This window comes from Agrilactobacillus fermenti (assembly GCF_047943045.1).
GTDB classification, from domain to species: Bacteria; Bacillota; Bacilli; order Lactobacillales; family Lactobacillaceae; genus Agrilactobacillus; species Agrilactobacillus fermenti.
The window spans coordinates 801,643-819,500 of the sequence record NZ_CP181347.1 but is presented as its reverse complement, the minus strand read 5'-3'; the positions used below and the strand labels follow the sequence as shown (position 1 = coordinate 819,500).

At 40.5% G+C, this 17,858-nt stretch carries 20 protein-coding genes and 1 tRNA gene; 1 reads left to right on the top strand and 20 read right to left on the bottom strand.

Going from position 1 to position 17,858, the window contains the following annotated elements; genetic code table 11:
• Positions 1-38: 38 nt before the first annotated feature.
• The 5 genes from tpiA to ACNAN0_RS03990 form a co-directional block, all read right to left on the bottom strand.
• Positions 39-794 carry a triose-phosphate isomerase gene (tpiA, locus tag ACNAN0_RS04010; RefSeq protein WP_416353947.1) on the bottom strand — a complete coding sequence of 252 codons (756 nt, stop codon included), beginning with the start codon at positions 792-794 and terminating at the stop codon, positions 39-41.
• 24 nt (positions 795-818) lie between these two features.
• The gene (locus ACNAN0_RS04005; RefSeq protein WP_230914087.1) at positions 819-2,030 is read right to left on the bottom strand and encodes a phosphoglycerate kinase; all 1,212 of its coding nucleotides are present in this window, start codon (positions 2,028-2,030) and stop codon (positions 819-821) included.
• A 137-nt stretch (positions 2,031-2,167) separates the two neighbouring features.
• The gene (gap, locus tag ACNAN0_RS04000) at positions 2,168-3,190 is read right to left on the bottom strand and encodes a type I glyceraldehyde-3-phosphate dehydrogenase (RefSeq protein WP_230914086.1); all 1,023 of its coding nucleotides are present in this window, start codon (positions 3,188-3,190) and stop codon (positions 2,168-2,170) included.
• Between the two features lie 31 nt (positions 3,191-3,221).
• Positions 3,222-4,265 carry a sugar-binding transcriptional regulator gene (locus tag ACNAN0_RS03995; RefSeq protein ID WP_230914085.1) on the bottom strand — a complete coding sequence of 348 codons (1,044 nt, stop codon included), beginning with the start codon at positions 4,263-4,265 and terminating at the stop codon, positions 3,222-3,224.
• 191 nt (positions 4,266-4,456) lie between these two features.
• Positions 4,457-5,542: a glycerophosphodiester phosphodiesterase family protein gene (locus ACNAN0_RS03990; protein WP_416353946.1), complete on the bottom strand. Its 1,086-nt coding sequence runs from the start codon at positions 5,540-5,542 to the stop codon at positions 4,457-4,459.
• A 559-nt stretch (positions 5,543-6,101) separates the two neighbouring features.
• On the opposite strand from ACNAN0_RS03990, the gene ACNAN0_RS03985 reads away from it, so the two are divergent.
• Positions 6,102-6,173: transfer RNA gene (locus tag ACNAN0_RS03985), tRNA-Arg, on the top strand.
• A gap of 334 nt (positions 6,174-6,507) precedes the next feature.
• Here ACNAN0_RS03985 and ACNAN0_RS03980 read toward each other — a convergent pair.
• Genes ACNAN0_RS03980 through ACNAN0_RS03910 form a run of 15 tightly spaced genes read right to left on the bottom strand, consistent with a single transcriptional unit; the run spans position 6,508 to position 17,848 of the window.
• Entirely contained in the window at positions 6,508-7,524 is a 1,017-nt protein-coding gene (locus tag ACNAN0_RS03980) for a GH25 family lysozyme (protein ID WP_416353945.1), read from the bottom strand.
• 11 nt (positions 7,525-7,535) lie between these two features.
• Positions 7,536-8,009, bottom strand: a complete 474-nt coding sequence (locus tag ACNAN0_RS03975; protein ID WP_416353944.1) for a phage holin, LLH family — start codon at positions 8,007-8,009, stop codon at positions 7,536-7,538.
• The gene (locus tag ACNAN0_RS03970; RefSeq protein WP_416353943.1) at positions 8,002-8,235 is read right to left on the bottom strand and encodes a hypothetical protein; all 234 of its coding nucleotides are present in this window, start codon (positions 8,233-8,235) and stop codon (positions 8,002-8,004) included. Before ACNAN0_RS03970 ends, ACNAN0_RS03975 begins: the two co-directional genes overlap by 8 nt.
• A complete protein-coding gene (locus ACNAN0_RS03965) occupies positions 8,232-8,606 on the bottom strand; it encodes a hypothetical protein (protein WP_416353942.1) in 375 nt (124 codons plus the stop codon). Before ACNAN0_RS03965 ends, ACNAN0_RS03970 begins: the two co-directional genes overlap by 4 nt.
• A gap of 28 nt (positions 8,607-8,634) precedes the next feature.
• Positions 8,635-8,808, bottom strand: coding sequence for an XkdX family protein (locus tag ACNAN0_RS03960; RefSeq protein ID WP_416353941.1), 174 nt, complete (start codon positions 8,806-8,808; stop codon positions 8,635-8,637).
• On the bottom strand, positions 8,808-9,119 hold the full coding sequence (locus ACNAN0_RS03955; protein WP_416353940.1) for a hypothetical protein: 312 nt from the start codon (positions 9,117-9,119) through the stop codon (positions 8,808-8,810). The genes ACNAN0_RS03960 and ACNAN0_RS03955 overlap by 1 nt, the downstream gene beginning before the upstream one ends.
• Positions 9,120-9,135: 16 nt before the next feature.
• Entirely contained in the window at positions 9,136-9,918 is a 783-nt protein-coding gene (locus ACNAN0_RS03950; RefSeq protein ID WP_416353939.1) for a hypothetical protein, read from the bottom strand.
• Positions 9,911-10,537, bottom strand: a complete 627-nt coding sequence (locus ACNAN0_RS03945; RefSeq protein ID WP_416353938.1) for a hypothetical protein — start codon at positions 10,535-10,537, stop codon at positions 9,911-9,913. Before ACNAN0_RS03945 ends, ACNAN0_RS03950 begins: the two co-directional genes overlap by 8 nt.
• Positions 10,530-11,165, bottom strand: a complete 636-nt coding sequence (locus tag ACNAN0_RS03940) for a putative phage tail protein (RefSeq protein ID WP_416353937.1) — start codon at positions 11,163-11,165, stop codon at positions 10,530-10,532. Before ACNAN0_RS03940 ends, ACNAN0_RS03945 begins: the two co-directional genes overlap by 8 nt.
• Positions 11,158-12,306, bottom strand: a complete 1,149-nt coding sequence (locus tag ACNAN0_RS03935; protein WP_416353936.1) for a baseplate J/gp47 family protein — start codon at positions 12,304-12,306, stop codon at positions 11,158-11,160. Before ACNAN0_RS03935 ends, ACNAN0_RS03940 begins: the two co-directional genes overlap by 8 nt.
• Positions 12,275-12,670 (bottom strand): DUF2634 domain-containing protein, encoded by a 396-nt coding sequence (locus ACNAN0_RS03930; RefSeq protein WP_416353935.1) that lies wholly within the window; start codon positions 12,668-12,670, stop codon positions 12,275-12,277. Before ACNAN0_RS03930 ends, ACNAN0_RS03935 begins: the two co-directional genes overlap by 32 nt.
• Position 12,671: 1 nt before the next feature.
• The gene (locus ACNAN0_RS03925) at positions 12,672-12,992 is read right to left on the bottom strand and encodes a DUF2577 domain-containing protein (RefSeq protein ID WP_416353934.1); all 321 of its coding nucleotides are present in this window, start codon (positions 12,990-12,992) and stop codon (positions 12,672-12,674) included.
• Positions 12,989-14,053 (bottom strand): late control protein D, encoded by a 1,065-nt coding sequence (locus ACNAN0_RS03920; RefSeq protein ID WP_416353933.1) that lies wholly within the window; start codon positions 14,051-14,053, stop codon positions 12,989-12,991. Before ACNAN0_RS03920 ends, ACNAN0_RS03925 begins: the two co-directional genes overlap by 4 nt.
• The gene (locus ACNAN0_RS03915) at positions 14,050-14,751 is read right to left on the bottom strand and encodes a hypothetical protein (protein WP_416353932.1); all 702 of its coding nucleotides are present in this window, start codon (positions 14,749-14,751) and stop codon (positions 14,050-14,052) included. The genes ACNAN0_RS03920 and ACNAN0_RS03915 overlap by 4 nt, the downstream gene beginning before the upstream one ends.
• Positions 14,752-14,764: 13 nt before the next feature.
• Complete coding sequence (locus ACNAN0_RS03910) at positions 14,765-17,848, bottom strand: tape measure protein (protein ID WP_416353931.1); 3,084 nt, start codon at positions 17,846-17,848, stop codon at positions 14,765-14,767.
• Positions 17,849-17,858 lie beyond the last annotated feature (10 nt).

Genomic DNA, 17,858 nt, shown 5'->3' with positions numbered 1-17,858 from the left:
TACATTTTACCGAAAAAACAGCCAAATTGAAATGAAAATTAGTTGTTATAATGAACTAATTCTAAGAAGGAATCTGCCTTCAAACTAGCGCCACCAACAAGACCACCATCGATATCAGGTTGTGCCATCAATTCCTTAACATTAGCAGGTTTCATAGAACCACCGTATTGAATACGAACAGCATCAGCTGTTGTTTGGTCATATAGTTTTGCAACAGTTTGACGAATATGAGCACAAACTTCTTGTGCTTGATCGGCTGAGGCAGTTTTACCAGTGCCAATTGCCCAAATTGGTTCATAAGCAATAACTAAAGTTTTAACTTGATCAGCTGTTAATCCAGCTAAAGCAGCTTCGACTTGAGTCGCAACTAAATCTTCAGTCTCGCCAGCTTCCCGTTGTTCCAAAGTTTCACCAACACAAATGATTGGTAAAAGTTTGTTTCGGAATAATGCTTTTGCTTTTTCATTAACTTCTTCATTAGTTTCATGATGGTAGCTCCGGCGTTCTGAGTGTCCAATAATAACATATTGAGTACCCATTTCAGCCAATACTTTGGGACTGTTTTCACCCGTGTAAGCACCCTTGTCATGGACAGAAGCATCTTGAGCAGCTGGAATCAATACAGAATCTTTAGCAGCATCAATCAGTGTGGCTAAATCTAATGCAGGTGCAGCAATGACAGCTTCCACATCATTCGTATCTGGCAAATCATTTTTAACAGCATTTACAAATTCCCGTGTTTGTTCAGGATTCTGATTCATCTTCCAATTGCCGGCAATAATTGGTTTACGCAAGAAAATAACTTCCTTTCAAAAAAACTATTTTTCAGAAATAGCAGCAATGCCAGGTAATTCTTTACCTTCGAGGTATTCTAGTGATGCACCACCACCTGTAGAGATGTGTGTGATTTGATCAGCGATACCTAATTGTTGAGCAGCTGCTGCAGAATCACCACCACCGATGATCGTTGTTGCACCTTCTAATTTACCAAGATCTTTACCAATCTCTAGTGTACCATTGGCAAAATTGCTCATTTCAAAAGCACCCATTGGCCCATTCCAAACAACCGTCTTAGCACCATTTAATTTTTCTTCAAAGAGTGCAATTGTCTTAGGTCCAATATCCAAGCCCATTTCGCCATCAGGAATATCTTGACCCACAACTTCATGTTCAGCATCGTTGGAGAATTCTTTGGCCGCAATATTATCAACTGGTAAGATCAACTTATCCCCAGCCTTTTGCAATAATTCTTTAGCAAGGTCTAACTTATCAGCTTCAAATAATGATTTACCAATTTTATGACCTTGAGCAGCTAGGAAAGTATAAGCCATCCCGCCACCAATCAAAATGTAATCAGACTTAGGAATTAAGTTATCGATTACGCCAATTTTATCAGATACCTTGGCACCGCCTAAAATTGTCACGAATGGATGAACTGGATTGTCAACGGCATCACCCAAGAACTTGATTTCTTTTTCCATTAAGAACCCAGCAGCAGCGGGTTTGCCAGCAGCTTTCATAGCTGTTGCAATCCCAACATTAGAAGCATGTGACCGATGTGCTGTCCCGAAAGCATCATTAATATAGACATCGCCTAAAGAAGCCCAATATTCACCTAATTTAGGATCATTTTTGCTTTCACGTTTACCAAAATCATTGTCAATATCTTGGAAACGTGTGTTTTCCATCAATAATACTTGACCATCAGTCATATTATTAATAGCATCTTCTAATTCTTTACCTTCATTTGTTGGTACAAATTCAACTGGTTTACTTAATAACTCAGATAAACGTTCCGCAACCGGACGTAAAGATAATTCTTTCTTGTCATCATCACTCTTGATGCGGCCCAAATGAGAAAGCAAAATAGCTTTACCACCGTGTTCGATGACATACTTGATTGTAGGTAATGCAGCTACGATCCGATTGTCATTACCAATCACGCCCTCCTTGATTGGGACATTGAAATCAACACGAATCAATACTTTTTTATCTTTAACGTCTACGTCTTGAACTGTTAATTTAGCCAAAACTAAAAACCCCCTAGGTCATTGTGTCATGCATAACAAGTTAATGAACAGAAAAAGGCAGAAGGAGAAACCTCCCTCCGCCTTCTTCGTCAGAAACTATGCAGCTATTAAAAGTTTACTAATATCTAATCTAAAGATTAAAGTGTAGCAAATTTCAATAAAGTACGAACCATTTGGCAAGTGAAGCCATATTCGTTGTCGTACCAAGCAACAGTCTTAACTAATTGGTTGTCGCCAGCTGTTGTAACTTCTGTTTGTGTTGGGTCAAAGATTGAACCATAAGTTGTACCGATAACATCGGAAGATACGATTTCGTCTTCGTTCCAGCCAAAGCTTTCGTTACCTTCTGTGTGTTTCTTAATAGCTTCGTTAACTTGATCTGCAGTAACTTTTTCTTTCAAAACAGTTACTAATTCAGTTAATGAACCATCAACAACAGATACACGTTGTGCATGTCCTTGCAATTTACCGTTTAATTCAGGAATTACAAGACCAATAGCCTTTGCAGCACCTGTACTATGTGGAATTGTGTTAGCAGCAGCAGAACGAGCAGCACGTAAGTTACCGCCACGAACTGGGCCATCTAATAACATTTGTGTTGAAGTGTATGCATGAACAGTTGTCATAGTACCAACTTCAATACCAAATTCGTTATTTAAGAAGTAAGCCATTGGTGCTAAGCAGTTTGTAGTACATGAACCAGCAGAAACGATCTTATCGTCAGCAGTTAAAACATCATCGTTTACGTTGTAAACAACAGTCTTCAAGTCATTGCCGGCAGGAGCAGAAATCAATACACGTTTTGCACCAGCATCGATATGTGCTTGAGACTTAGCTTTTGAAGTGTAAAAACCAGTACATTCAAGAACGAAATCAACACCATCGTTTTTAACCCAAGGAATATTTTGTGCTTGTGGTTCTGCATAAACATGATATTTCTTACCATCAACGATGATAGAGTCATCAGTTGCGCTTACTTCACCATCAAAAGTACCATGAGTAGAATCATATTTTAACAAGTGTGCTAACATTGCAGGACTAGTTAAATCATTAATAGCTACGACTTCGATGTCGTTAGCTGTTTTACCTAATTCGTGGATACGGCGGAAAGCCAAACGACCGATACGTCCGAAACCATTAATACCAATTTTTACAGTCATACAAAAATTTCCTCCTTTAGGAAATGAAAATTTATTTTAAAGGGGCTAACCCTTTTAAAATCTGATTTGCGGCACCTTCATCTGTAATCAGCCAAGTTTGATGAGGTGCATTTTTCATATAAGCCTGAATTGCCCGAGCTTTTGAACGTCCGCCAGCAATCGCAAGTATATATGGAATACTATCAAGATCCCGAATTTGTAAACCAATTCGCGGTATCTTATAAACAACTTCACCAGCATCGTTAAAGAAGTAACCAAATGCTTCACCTACTGCATCTTCACTTTTGATCATATTAACTTCTTCAGTTGTCATGCCACGGCGCTTAGCCATCGCCACAGCATCACCGATGCTATGTAAAACGGCATTACAATGGGTGATCATTTGTAGTACGGCCTGTACAGATGGTTCTTGTAACAGACTCTCATAGGTTTCTTTGCTGACATGTTCAGGAACATATAACATTCGATGTGTACCATGTGTACGCTGAGCCATATCTGCTGAAACTGTATTTGCTTGGATATCCACCGTTTCGCCAATACCGCCACGAGCTGGCACAAAAACCAATTCGCGTTCATTCGACAACTTGGGCGTCAACTCTTTTGCAACACGAGCCATCGTTGTACCGCCCATTACGGCAATAATGTTACGACCATCAGGTAACAAAACACGTAGCGTTTCATTAACTAAACGCCCGATATCTTTCAATACCCGAGGCTGGTCATCACTATCGCCAGCGACAATCAAGACATGGTCAATGCCTAACAAGGCCATCAATTGCTTTTCTCGCTGATGAACATCCAAAATTTGACCCATAAACTTTTCGAGGCCATTCAAGGCTTCTTCACCATTATCTGTCAAAACCATGCCAGACTTAGAAGAAGTTATCAAACCTTGAGCTCTCAAAAAATCAGTTTCAGTCCGAAGGGCACGTTCACTCATATCCAGTTTGATCGCCAATACACGTCGACCAACAGGTTGCATCCAATTAATATGCTGCAAGATATGGTAACGACGGCGAATCACTTCAAGAAAGTCCGGGGCAATGGTCTCTATCCACGCTATTTCATCATGCATCAATGCTCCGCCTTCCTATGGGACAATTAACGACCACCTATGTCATTTACTGACCCATACAAAGTAAAAATAAAAGGAATGGCAATCTACGCTCCATACTCCCTCACGAACAACCTTAGTATAACAGTCAGATTCTTCTTTTGCAAGCGCGTTGCGCAAAAAATGAAAAAAGCCTTCAAACCGCGTCCTTACTAACAAAAAAGTCTGAAAAGTAGAAACATATTGACGGTTATTTTTGAAAAAATATTATTCTGTTTTTTAAACTCACTTTGTATCAAACTTAATTGATCTGTGATTAAACCTTGAATACCAATATCATATAAAATAAAACTATGTGGGTCATTTTCTGTCCAAAGGTAGTGCTGTTTTTTAGAAATGGTCCCTACCAATGGTAAAGCTGCACAGTAACTTCTACCATTACTAGATTCGTAATCATACTGACCGCCTGACGTTTGCCAAAAACTAAACGGCACAATATAACCCACTGGCAATTTGAAATGTTGGTGCTTTAACGCCTGTAATAACCGTAAATTAGAAGCATGAACGATAGCATGATTTTGCGCTAACCGTCGCTGATAGCGGCTAGTAAACAACTGCGCTATGTGGGCTGCGGGATCTCCGGGAACGGTTTTCAATTCAACCATCAAAGGTTGGTGTAACCGATTGGCCACGCTCAAGTAAGTGTCAAAAGAAGCGATATGTGCGTGTTTTTGATATTCAGTTAAAACCAATCGCCGTAGTTGTTCTTGCGTGTGTTGTGCGATATCTTCGCGTTTGCCCGTTAAATGATAAGTGTTGGGATCGTGCATAACAACAAATTTTTGATCCTTAGTTAAGCGAAGATCTAATTCTATATAACTTGGATACTTCAGATGTGTTTGCCGCAAAGCGCCAATCGAATTCTGAACGCCATCATTACCATTCACACCCCGATGTGCGATCCATTGCCATTGCGAAACCATATGCGCCTGAGGTATGGTCAATATTGGTAAAACATTGATAAATAAAAGTATTAAGGCTGATATTGATACTATTCCTGAACGAACCTTTAATGACCAAATTGGTTGATTTTGCCGCAGTTGCTGGATCAATATTACCCCAACAGCAATCTGACCAATACGCATGAAAATGTAGCTCCAAGTCGGGGTCGGTATAAAGATAAGTAAAATTGCTGAAAACAGTAATAACAATAATTGGCTGACTAGCGCTTGTAATACATATTTGATCAAATAGTGATAGGCTAAGCGCGCATAATGTTTGAAAACCCAAGCACTCATCCCAACGCAAACAAAATAGCTTATAATCAAAAGCAGCGTTATCAAGCGTAAAGACCAGCGGGAATCCATTAGATTTTTACCTAAATCTGATAATCGAAAAATCCCTGCATAATTGTAAAATAAAATCAGGTTCCCAATTGGTAAAATTGCAATCCAAATTGTAACTGTGCAAATCAATTTTGATTTTACCGTTATCAGCTTTAGCGGGTACAATAACAGAAAATAAACTTGTCCCATCATTGCTAAAATAAATACTGCGGTCAACGCATAAAAAAGCGTAGCTCCCATTAAATTGATCTGGGCAAGATTCTGTGGTCTAACAAGGTCACTAATCGAAAATGTAAAATGATGGATCACTAATCCACTAAGCCTACGATATAAATTGACACAAAACAAATTAAAACCCAGATTAAAAATAATAATTTGGCTGCTGCTAGCCAAAAATCGGCGAAACTTAAGTGTAAAGGTGATTGAGTTGCCCATATCACAGACCTTTTTTCATAAATCTTCATTTTTTTGTTGAAAAATGTTCCCTCTAATGCTATCATTTTTAAGTACTGCACCGCTAGTGTAATGGATAGCACGTAAGATTCCGGTTCTTAAGATCCGGGTTCGACTCCCGGGTGGTGCATAACGCGGTTTCACCAAATATAATCAAGTCCCAGAATGTTGTCATTTCAACGTTTTGGGGCTTTTTTGTTTTTATTGAATTGTGGTTGGTTTAAAAAAAGTACATCACGAGTACATCACGAAATGAAAATCCACCATCTTAAATAGAAATAAAAATTTACAAATCGGTGCATACATATACTAATTCATGATTTTATTGAAAGTCATTATCTACGTACTTTCCTCTATTACAAATTACAATTAAATCCAATTTATTGCAAAAAAATAAGCCCCCTACCTGACTTAGGTAAGAGGCTTTTTTTAGTTAGTTAATTAATCGAATTTGGTACATCATATTACTTCCCAGATCCATGAACACTGTCACTGTCCATATAATCTAGGTCTGAGATTTGGTAGAACAAATGATCATTGATCAGCTTGGTATTTAATACCTTCCACTGACTTTGCCCTTTAAAATAGTATTCTGACAAACGCCAGCCGTTCCCATTTTGGTCTACGGATCGTAACCCGGCATCCCTAGGCCCTCGAATAGTTACAATACCCGCTTGGTCAGTATAGCTTTGCGGCACATAAAAATCGGCACCGATCAAATATTGAGGTTCGCCGGCAATATATTTGATGCCACTGGACTTGAACTGCTTGCCTTTTTGCAACGTGTTAAAACTGCCGTCAATAATGTTGCCATCAGCATGAAACCCCACGGCATCACCGGCGGTAATCGTAATAACATCATCAGGATTGACCGGTTGCCCTACTTGACTTGCTGCGTTGCCGCTAGTAGCGCCAAATTGTTCTGTGGTAAATAAACCGGTAAAATCATAGCTCATATCTAAGTTCAAGCCATTGAAGTTAGATGTATGTTGCCAAGCTGCTGCGTTATCAACACCCGGCTGACTCACCCCGTAATTGGCAACCCACAACGGATAGTCCGTTGGTAATTTACTAGCCCAGAACCATGAAGCCATGGAGTATAGGGCAACTTTCGGCCAACCGAGTTCAATCAATCGTTTCAAAAACGTGTCGGTGTTGTGCCAAGTATCTGTATATTGAATCTCGGGAGCTTCCACGTCTGCCACCATGACACAATTGCCAGAAAAACCAAGTTCTTTGGCAAAATTATGAAAGTAGTTTGCTTCATTGATAGCCTGCTGATAATTCTGAAATTGCGCATAGTGATATAAATGTACTTGGATCCCTGATTTCAAACCTGTTTGCGTTTGTGTCAGGGCTTTTTCATTTTGATAAGTCGTCCCTTCTGTGGCTTTAACCACAACACCCTTAGCCCCTAAATCAGCAATATATGAAATATCAGCTCGATTGTGAGAAGAAACATCTGCAAATAATTCTGGCATATTATCTCCCCCTAATTCAACGGCTTAGGCACATCAGCGTATTCAGTTTCAGTAATTGACGTATCTTGTTCTGGTTCAGCCACTGCTGACGACTCTGGACTAGCAGTATTAGTTGGATAGTTTTGATGTAACTGTTGCTTTTTGGCCGAAAAGGCAGTTTCGATAATAGCCGGAATGTTCATTCCTTGAGTAGAAATACCTAACCTAGCAGCATCTTCCATCGTCTGTTTGACGGCTTGCTGTTTTTTATCTACGCCGGCAGCACCTGAGTCTGCACTAGCTTCTGCTTGTACTACATTCACGTTAGCTAGATCAGCAACTGTCTGTAACTTCTGTGCCAGTGCTTCATAGGTCTGCTTTTTGTTTACATCTTTTTCCGATTGGGCCTTGGCACGCAACCAAGGAATCACAAAAAAAGTTACCGCCGCAGCGATAACTGGAATGACGATATTATTAAAAATTTCGGCACCATGTAGTTCAGTCATTTGTATCCTCCTTATGATTTAACTTACAGTTCAATTCTTCAATTTTCTTTTCAGCATTTTGCCACTTTTCGTAATAGTCTTGGGCTTCATCTCGATAATGATTGATCAAACTATCAAATTCTTCACGACTAGATTTCTTTTTGGATTCTCGTAAGGTTAATAACCCAATCAAAAAAGGTAATCCCACAGTCAAAATAGGCCCAAGATTTTTCATTAATTCATTCAACCGGCATCACTCCTAGCCGCGATCAGTACGATATATCCAGCTACCATGGCATTTGAGATCCAAGGCAGATTATCGTGACCTGTTCCAATAACATGCAAAAACTGATACACAGCTAGGAATGTCATGAGTACAGCAGCAATCACCAAGTTCCATCGATTCCACTTCGCATTATTATCTGGACTAAAAGCCCAAACTGCAATTGAAATACCGATGACAATAAAAACAAAACCAACAATATCGTCATTAGCCAAATCACGAAACCCCGGTGGCCAGCTAAAGTAAGCATCATCTAGTAACAATCTCGTACCAATGCCGATGATTCCAAAACCTGTTAAAAGATGGACCGGGTGTTTACGAAAATTCAACATCATTTTTCTCCCACCCAACTAAAAGGACAACCTACGCTTTTGTAGATTGCCCTTCTTTTTTATCGTCATATGCTTCTCCAGTAATTTCCTTATACTGATCTGCATTAATTTTATTTTGTATCACTGCTAATTTAACTAGATCCTTATTCCACCAACCATAACTGAACCAAGTTTTCACTGTATTAAAATCTGGAAAATTAAACATTATTTTGTACCTCCTTGAGCTTGCATCAATGTAGCTGTCAGTCCGGCAATTTGTTTGCCATATTCCTGCTGGGTCTGCATCAGTTGTGCTGATAACATGGCATTTTGTTGTTGCAGCCCCTGATAGCTAGGTAAGCCGTTATCCTTTTGAACCATCATGCCATTCTTGATTAACCAATTTTCGTCGTCTTCTTGATATAACGGATCAGGGTAAACAAGCTGCCCATCCAACTGATTTTGGGCAAATTCTGGATCAGTATGACCAATGATGTTGCCGTCTTTATCTGTTATAAATCGATAAGCCTTTGACATATTTTCAACTCCTTTTCTAATAAGCTACAATTTTTGTGATGAATAAGCTTAATCGCATGTCCAAACCCACATAAGGCTTAACATGTGTTAGCTCTGGATTGTTCCATTCTACTTGTAATGTACTATCTCCCACCATTGTGAACTTTATCTCACCAGCAGTAGACGTATACTTGAACCAATCCCCATTAGATTGGGGACTTATATCAGGCATGCCATCATAATACGTATGCGTCCCAATTGTTATGGTGTTCCCTGTCTTTAGCTGATCCTTGGTTAAATTAAATGGTACAGCTTGATTAAATTTAACGTCGCCTAATCTGAACGCTGGAACATGGCTATTATTATATTTTGCATTTGCTGGAGTCGGATCTTCCACAGTAATGTTGATGCCATTTCTTAGTTCAGATATATTATTAAAACCTAATACCATTTGTCCACCGTTTTGCCGACCAGACCAAAGAACGGTTCCAGCTTTGATGACTGGTGATACAATACCCGGTTCAACAACCACACCACCCGAAATATCACGACCAGATGCCAAGCCTCGTACGTAATCGACATTATGCAGCGCAATCGTTAAGTCATTAGCCAGTTGCGTTACTGGAAAGTTAAATACATTTTTAGTTTCATCTTCTACTAAAGTAAGAGATGTCGTTGCCGCATGAGTTTCAAAACCCCATTTATCTTGGGGCGTAACAACGACTTCTTTACCAACAATGGATTCAATTTTCTGCTGATCAATAATACGACCATTTTGATCGATATAATTGACCGTATATTTTGTTTTTACATCAGCCAAGGACATGACCTCCTAAATAAATATTCCGTAATTCTTGACTTTGAATATAGTCACCAGCAATAGGATCCAACTGACCGCCCAAAAAGATATTGCGTAAATCTTGAGCACTAACTTTATCATTTGTGTCTCCGACAATTGCCAAAACATCTTCAGCAAAATGATCACTGATTTCAATCGTGACATTATCCGTTCGGCCAACGATCACATAGATCGTAAATTTGAACTGTAGGATAATCTGGTCCGAAAAGTCAGGCATAAATTCAGGTTCTACCGCAGTAGCTAAAGCGTATAACACTTCATCATCTGAACCATCTTCTTTGGCATACAACCCTACTGCCATAATGTTATAGCTTTTAGACAAATCTTTGTTTTCAAAAAGTAATTCTGTTCCAATTGCAGAATTCTGATGATCGGCAGAACTTTTAGTTTGAATGATCTCGCCAGATTGTAATTCGTTGGGTAATTGTTTCAACGCCCTAAGTTCGCTTTCTGACAATTTAGTCAAATCTTGATCTGTTGTCATCGCCCTAGTAATTGCAAACTTTGTTTGTCCGTTAGCCGCCCGACTAGCTAGATCTAGGCCAGCATCAGTCAAAATGGACTCATTATACTTAGACATTCACATCAACACCTTTCATTTTAGAGATAGCCGCAATCTGCATGAGTGGCATCGTCACGCCAAACTGTTCAGGTAAGGTATTCCGGGTCTTGAATTTAGTCTTGGGTAACGCACTGGTTGCAACTGCGGTAACAATTTTCGTACCGTAATATTGCTGATTGTTAACTACCGCCTCGGCCGTTGTAACGATTGAAATTGCTAAGTTTGCTGGCAGATAAATATTTAATAAATATCGCAGCTGTTTGATCTGATCTTTAGTAATCTCACTGCGTTTCGCTTTAGCAACAACATACGATTTCAAATAATCAACAACCAATGTTGCCTGGATCTTAAATGACTGCAACAACTCTTTAAAATATCTGATCGTAATTGGCCTTGGTGGCATCAGCTGTGTCAAAATGCGAAAACGTCGATTTTCTAAAGTGTCGGTAGGATTCGTGACAATGCCTAACTCATCTTCAAATAACGCTAAGCCCTGACCATCGGCTTTGACCACGAATTGATTCAACAATGTCTGGTAAATCAAACTATCAAAATCTGAAAAATCGATCTGTTCGGCCAATACCAAATGTTGCATCTCATAATTGTCGTCATAGTAATCTGGTAAGTAATCTTGTAGTTTAACCATCCAACTTCACCTCACCAAGGACAGGCAACTCTGAAATATCATTATTAAAGTGTAAATAGATATCGTCTTCTTTATCGTTTAATAATGGTAGCGAAGCATTCACTACACCCGGTACTTTCATGATTTCGGTTAAGATCTGTGAACGATAAATGGCTAAGGCGTAACCACGACCCTTGGCTTTATCCACATTAGCCCAGTCATGTCGTCGGGCTAAAAAGTAGCTTTCGACCTGTTGCATAATTTGCGGCTGAACGGTTTCAATAGTTGCTTGCACATCGATTTGTACCTTAGCCGTTACATTTATTTTTAATTCAACCGGTGCCACGACTGTTACGGTGTGATCTATCGGGGCTAAGCCATAGCCTAGGCCTTCTAAATCAGGCGGATCGATTTCATTTTTAACTTGCGTTAATAATTCCTGACTAGCCGCACGATAATCATTATTCAAAATCACTAATTTCACTGTGCCCCCACCTTGCCAGGAGGGGTAAACTTGTCCGGCGCCAACACTGGAAATCTTGGAAAGCATATTTAGATAGTCGGCAACATTGCCGCCATAAGCAATCCAAGTATCAGACTTCAACAAGCGTTCCCGTAAATGATCATCGGTTTCAGCATCCCGAGCTGGTACTGTAATTTCAATAATTTCAGCCCACGAAAGTTGGTCATTAGGTGTGACTGGTAATATTTGACCTAAATAACCATTGGCGCGGCTGCCATTTTCTTCAGCGACCAAGATACCGGTATAGTCCTCATTAATCTGGATAACTTTATAAAAAATGGGGTCATCGCCGATACTGGCGAAACGATCACCTACATCTACATTGGCTAAGTAATGCCCTTTGCCATCCAGAAATTTAGCTTTGACCTGAACGGCAGTTGCTTCTTGCCGCTGAGTGCCCCGTTCCTGAGCACGATAATCTAGAAACTCACCCTGAGCCGTTTTGATATAGATCTCACGAACGAGATCGCTCATGGCTAGTGATTGTTGAGCCATCAACATTGCTGCTGGAGCTAAGGCGTCGTAAATAATCGAGCCTTGTCGTTTATCAATATTGTCTGGTACTTTTGCCAACATAGCATTCAGATAATACGCAAAGCTACGACGTTCAATTTGCTGGGCCAGTTCTTCCGGATTCATTCACGATCACCTCACTTGTTATTGGCACATTGCCAAATATCGTTTCACACCAGCCATGAACAGCTAAAGTCGTTGCATCGACTTGTTTTAGTTCGTCTACCTGAACTTTAAGTACGCGATCATCAGCCAATAATGCGTCTTTCAGCATGCGTTCAACCTCAACTCTGGCATAAGTCATGGATTTACCAAATAGTTGTTCAAAGTCATTACCATACTGATCATCATAAATTGGAAACACAAAACGGCTGGTACGCAAAATCTTATCCACAGCTTGTACCATGGCCTGCTGATGATCGACTTTACCAATAATCCGATTGTTCTTAACTTGGTAAGTTAGTGAAGGGCGTTCATTAATATTGGCCATTTCAACCTGTTACCCCCTCTGCTAAACGTTCCAATACATAAAACCGTTGACCGTTGTTAGACCGAAACATCAATACCGAATCACCAGTTTTTAACGCTTGATCAATGATGACTGTTTCAGTTCTAGTCGTGTCACCATCGTGAGTCATATCCTGATAGGTCACGCGTTCTTTATGTTTCGTTACCTGACGGCCAAGTGTTAAAAATGAATCCGTCAGCACCATCTGATTCGATAGTTGAATCTTTAAGGGATCCACACTAATGACTTTGCCAAACATAAAATCCGCATAGTCCGAATCATTGCCGCCCTTTGCATTCATCATGCTGAGGAGTTGTTCTCCAGCCATGGTTCATTCACCTTCATTTCTAAATCAACGGTATAATCACTGCTAAAATTGTGGGTTGCTTTTAAAATAGCTGCATTTTGAATGGCAAAACCGATCGTATCTAAATCCGCTATTTTAATGTTGATTGAATTACCAGGAATCAAGGACACATTGCCAATGGCCGTCAGTTTTAATGAATAAGTCGGCCGGTTTTTATCTTTCAATAATTCAGCTGCCCGTTGTTTCATCTGGGCATCATTAGCTTTATCTTTGGCATTCTCAACAACTTGTAGCTTGCCCCACCAGCTGACAGTATCCCCACTTGCATCGGTATAAGAAAAACTTGTTTTACTGGGGTCCTCTGTTTGGGTCGTTTCTGATGTATCAGCTGTTGCAGAGACGTTTTGCGATTGTTCTTGATCTTTTTTGACGATTCGAACAACATTGGCCGCTTCATCAATGGAGCCATCATAAGAAAAACCAGTCAATAACGACTGGTCTCCAACAATCAGATTCAATTCTTGAAATGGGGCTTTACGCAATTCAACAACATCATAATTAGCAAACAAATAATACATTTGGTTCGTTGCTTTTTGAGTACTATCAATTGCTGACTTCAACATATCGAAGTATGTTTTGGAATCGGCTACTTCAGCATTCAATTTATAATTAGATCCATTAATAACCTTGTAGGCAACCTCTGCCATTTTTGCCACTGTTTCGAAACGTTGCGAAATCGTAGAAATCGGCCAGACAATAGAATCTTGATTTTTAAAGTAACGTAATTTATCATATGCCGTCACACTAAATTTTTGATTTTCACTATAACTAAGCTTGAAGATATAGCCATAGAAAATTTTCTGGTCGTCCCATTGAAATTCAACAATATCACCAAAATTAGGTTTAAAACGGCCATCATTAGTATCATTCACTAAATCAAAACTCAACGTGCCGGCCGCAAAATTCAAGTCTGTTTCCCACTTGATATTATTTACTGATTCTTTAATATCCCATGCTGTCTGATCTGTTTTCGAGGTGATTCTAAATAACGTGATCATGCACTTCTCACATCACTTTCGCGGACCCAACCACGAGCACCGCCCTCTAGTGTGGCAACATGAACAGGATAAGGCGCACCTGGAGCCATCAAAGAGATCTTTCGAGTGGCATTCACTTCTGTTTGCCCTGGACCAGATCCCTGGCTGTCCCGATGCAGTTGACCATTGACAACCACAACTGACCCCATACCCACCTGGGCTGGTGGGGAAGAACGTTGTGGCGCGTCGTTCGGTGTCACTTCACGCTGTTGCTGTGGTGTACTTAGTTTTTTAACTGTGTATGGTCGATACTCTTTTAAAGTCAATGTATAGCTATAATCGCCATCGTAACCATCCTTAAATCCATACTCAAAACTAGCTATGGTAGCTTCCAAGCTGATTTTAGTCGTACCAACAACAAACCGTAATGTCTTCTTAGACTCATGTACTTGGGTCAACCAATCAATATAATCTTGAGCACTCGCTAAGGGATCACTGGTACTTAGATAATGTTCATCTTCAGAAGTCACTGGTAAGGTACTCTGGATTTGAACTGATTGTAATTTTGCTTCACCGATTCGATTGATCTCGCCCAGCTTCACAATAGTTTCAGACTTATCGTCCGTCTCCATTTTCAACGTTACTTCTGCGGGATTTAATGGTAATTCAATCGTATCATTATCAGCATTAGTCAAATAAAAGCCTAAATGTTTCGTCATGAAGTATCACCTCCTAACTTAATGAAGCATTTTGTCGTTGCATAAGATAATCTTCAATCTTGGCTACCAATGTTTCAGCATCATAATCTGCATTACCAGTACTATTGATTTGAATCGCACCAGGATCAATATTGACATTTGATGTATTCGAGGTTGAATTTTGTGAGTGGCTATTGGTTACTGAACCATTTCCAAATGGTGAACTCGTAGGTGTGGAACGGTCAGTAATTGAGCCATTCACACCAATACCAGTATTAGCTGGCAGATTATTTAACGCCGCACCAATACCATTAACCGCATTTTGAGCTCGATTGAATCCAGCAACCAATTGATCCCCCGGGTTATTGCCATTTAGTGTCGGCATGTTCAACCCACCACCATCCATACTTGGCAATGCCATCCCACTAGCAGCATCAATCACACCCTGGGCCATATCTGAGGAAGCGTTAGCAGCAAGATCTGAAGAATGATTGATCCCATTTGCCAAACCTTCTACAGTCCAGCGGCCAAATTGATTGAACAATTTAGATGGTGATCCAATATGCAAAAGTGATTTAGCAGCGTTCACAACTTTACTGGCCACATTTTTTACAGCACTGACAGCGGCCCCAATCATAGATTTAATACCATTAACTAAGCCTTGAATCAATTGTTTCCCAACACTAACTAAATGATTTCCAAAACTTTTCGCTGCATTTACTGCGCTAGAAATACCATTACTTACTGCTGAAACAACATTTTGCATCGCACCTACAATAGCGTTTACTAACATTGAACCAGCCATAACAAAAGCCATAGCCAGCATTATTACGCCAGATGCCGCAGCTGTTAAACCCGCGGCAACCAATAGTAAAGCCGCACCAACAAGCAATAACCCGACGGCAAGAACTATTGCAGCAACGCCTAAAAGTAAAGCACCAACTGCGGCTAGGATCATCATTGGAGCCGCAATCATCAAAGCAACACCCAACAACAACATGCCGACTGCGGCAACAATTGCAACAGCCGCTACCATAATCAAAGCGACAGCCATTAATAGCATACCTACCGCGCCAACTAGGGCGAATACCGAAACAATCATTAAAGCAGCTCCAAGTAATAACATACCTACCGCAGCAATCAGTGCACCAACACCGACAATTAAGAGTGCTGCCCCGAATAGTATTGCACCTACTGCGGCGACTACAAAGCCAACACCAAGCACGACTAAAGCAACACCCAAGACAATTAAACCAACGGCTGCAACAACGGCCAAAATACCAAATATAGCCATAGCTGCACCTAGCAAAATTAAGCCTAGGGCAGCCTGAGCTCCATATGCTGCAATCAATGGTAGTTGAGCTGCAAGTATAGCAATTCCGGCTGCTGCAATGAACACAGCTATTCCAATTAACAGTAACGCCGCGCCAAATATCAAGAACCCAACAGCGCCAGCAATTAACCCGGGTCCCAATAGTCTAACTACGACCAATAAGACTAAAATCGCGACGCCAATGCCGATTAAGATACCAACCGCTGTACTGCCACCAGAAGCAATCTGAGATATGCCCATCGCTAGCAATAAAAATCCAGCGCCAGCTAATAGAACAGCACCACCAATCATAAGTAGTGCGCCGCCCATTTTCATGAGACCAGCCGCTGACTGAGAGGTTTTACCAGCATCTGGGAGTGGCAATTTTGTTTTACCGCCTTTTCCCAATTTTCCAAAAATACTACCAATGGAACTTAGGCTTTTAGCAACACCAGAAACAGCTTTCATCATGGTAAAAGCAATGGCAATACCTACCAAGCCCTTAGCAACACCTTCCAATACATCTGGCGGCAATTTGCTTAGAGCTTTCAAACCAACCACTATTGCTCCTAAAACTAACCCTTTTGTCCCAGCTTTTAGAACAGCAAAAGCACTTGCTACAGCTTGAATTGTGCTTGGTGGCAAATTGCCAATTGCTTTAGCAATAGCGCCTATATCTTTAGCTAACCCTTGAATGGCATCCCCAGAAATTTTACCCAAACTAGATAGTCCGGAGAATGGATCCTTACCACCTCCGGAAAGTCCTTTGAAAATATTCTTTGCCGCATCGCCTATGTCATTGAACATCGTTTTGACTGATGTTAAAGCACCAGTTGACTTAAAACCAGAGGTAAAGCTACTGAAAGCTTGTTTAGCCGTATTCAATCCAGCAATCAACTTGTCTGCTAAGCCAGAAAAATTAACATTTCCAATCTTATCTGTTATTCCACTGATTGCTTTAATACCGATTTGACTTACTTTATCGAATGCCGGTTGTAGCGAATTAGCCATTGTTTCTTTTAAGCCATCCATTGCTTGCCCGACTGTCTTATACTGGGTTGCAAGTTTCGTAAAATTGGCATTTGTACCTGTGCTGGCAACAGCGTTAAAGAAGTCCTGCGTCGCTACCTTACCGTCTTGAACGCTCTTAACCAAATCACTTGTACTCATACCCATCGTTTTCGCTACTGCGGCAATACCAGCCGGCGTTTGTTCAAGCATCAGCTTAAAATCCTGCCATTGAACTGCGGGTTTAGCGGCCATCTGCGTTGCTTGTTGACTTAAAGTCTTCATAGCCTGTTGTGGATTCTCCGCAGCTGAAGCTAGGCCACCAAAGCCCTTAACCAATTTACCAGTACCTTTAATACCAACAGCGGCCAACTGACTATAGGTCTGTGCCATATCAGAAGCCGAGTAAATCGTTTGTTGGGCAAACTTTTGTAGATCACTTCTAGTTGCTGCTATTTGTGCTGGACTCTTCCCCAGCATAGACATATTGCCGTTAAATGTTTGCCAAGTTGTACTAGCTTCATTTAATTCACCGACCATTCCTGTTAATCCAGAACTAATCGCTGCTACGCCTCGACTAACACCGGCACCAATAATATTGGCACCCAACATGGACTTAAACATACCACCAGTTTTCCCAGCAGCATCACTTAGACCATTGAGTGAATCCCCGCCACTACCCAACATAGATTTGAACTTGCCAAAGGCTGATTGACTCCGCTGCAATCCAGCGCTTAATTTTTCCAATGGGGCTGTGAATCCGTCCATTATCTTAATCGATGCACTAATAGATACCATTGATTAACCT

What these genes read in the sequence shown, in the direction of transcription:
- gap (WP_230914086.1), bottom strand. Translation starts at nt 3,190, where the DNA reads ATGACTGTAAAAATTGGTATTAATGGTTTCGGACGTATCGGTCGTTTG.
- ACNAN0_RS03995 (WP_230914085.1), bottom strand. Translation starts at nt 4,265, where the DNA reads ATGCATGATGAAATAGCGTGGATAGAGACCATTGCCCCGGACTTTCTT.
- ACNAN0_RS03990 (WP_416353946.1), bottom strand. Translation starts at nt 5,542, where the DNA reads ATGAGTGCTTGGGTTTTCAAACATTATGCGCGCTTAGCCTATCACTAT.
- ACNAN0_RS03980 (WP_416353945.1), bottom strand. Translation starts at nt 7,524, where the DNA reads ATGCCAGAATTATTTGCAGATGTTTCTTCTCACAATCGAGCTGATATT.
- ACNAN0_RS03975 (WP_416353944.1), bottom strand. Translation starts at nt 8,009, where the DNA reads ATGACTGAACTACATGGTGCCGAAATTTTTAATAATATCGTCATTCCA.
- ACNAN0_RS03965 (WP_416353942.1), bottom strand. Translation starts at nt 8,606, where the DNA reads ATGATGTTGAATTTTCGTAAACACCCGGTCCATCTTTTAACAGGTTTT.
- ACNAN0_RS03960 (WP_416353941.1), bottom strand. Translation starts at nt 8,808, where the DNA reads ATGTTTAATTTTCCAGATTTTAATACAGTGAAAACTTGGTTCAGTTAT.
- ACNAN0_RS03955 (WP_416353940.1), bottom strand. Translation starts at nt 9,119, where the DNA reads ATGTCAAAGGCTTATCGATTTATAACAGATAAAGACGGCAACATCATT.
- ACNAN0_RS03945 (WP_416353938.1), bottom strand. Translation starts at nt 10,537, where the DNA reads ATGTCTAAGTATAATGAGTCCATTTTGACTGATGCTGGCCTAGATCTA.
- ACNAN0_RS03940 (WP_416353937.1), bottom strand. Translation starts at nt 11,165, where the DNA reads ATGGTTAAACTACAAGATTACTTACCAGATTACTATGACGACAATTAT.
- ACNAN0_RS03935 (WP_416353936.1), bottom strand. Translation starts at nt 12,306, where the DNA reads ATGAATCCGGAAGAACTGGCCCAGCAAATTGAACGTCGTAGCTTTGCG.
- ACNAN0_RS03930 (WP_416353935.1), bottom strand. Translation starts at nt 12,670, where the DNA reads ATGGCCAATATTAATGAACGCCCTTCACTAACTTACCAAGTTAAGAAC.
- ACNAN0_RS03925 (WP_416353934.1), bottom strand. Translation starts at nt 12,992, where the DNA reads ATGATGAATGCAAAGGGCGGCAATGATTCGGACTATGCGGATTTTATG.
- ACNAN0_RS03920 (WP_416353933.1), bottom strand. Translation starts at nt 14,053, where the DNA reads ATGATCACGTTATTTAGAATCACCTCGAAAACAGATCAGACAGCATGG.
- ACNAN0_RS03915 (WP_416353932.1), bottom strand. Translation starts at nt 14,751, where the DNA reads ATGACGAAACATTTAGGCTTTTATTTGACTAATGCTGATAATGATACG.
- ACNAN0_RS03910 (WP_416353931.1), bottom strand. Translation starts at nt 17,848, where the DNA reads ATGGTATCTATTAGTGCATCGATTAAGATAATGGACGGATTCACAGCC.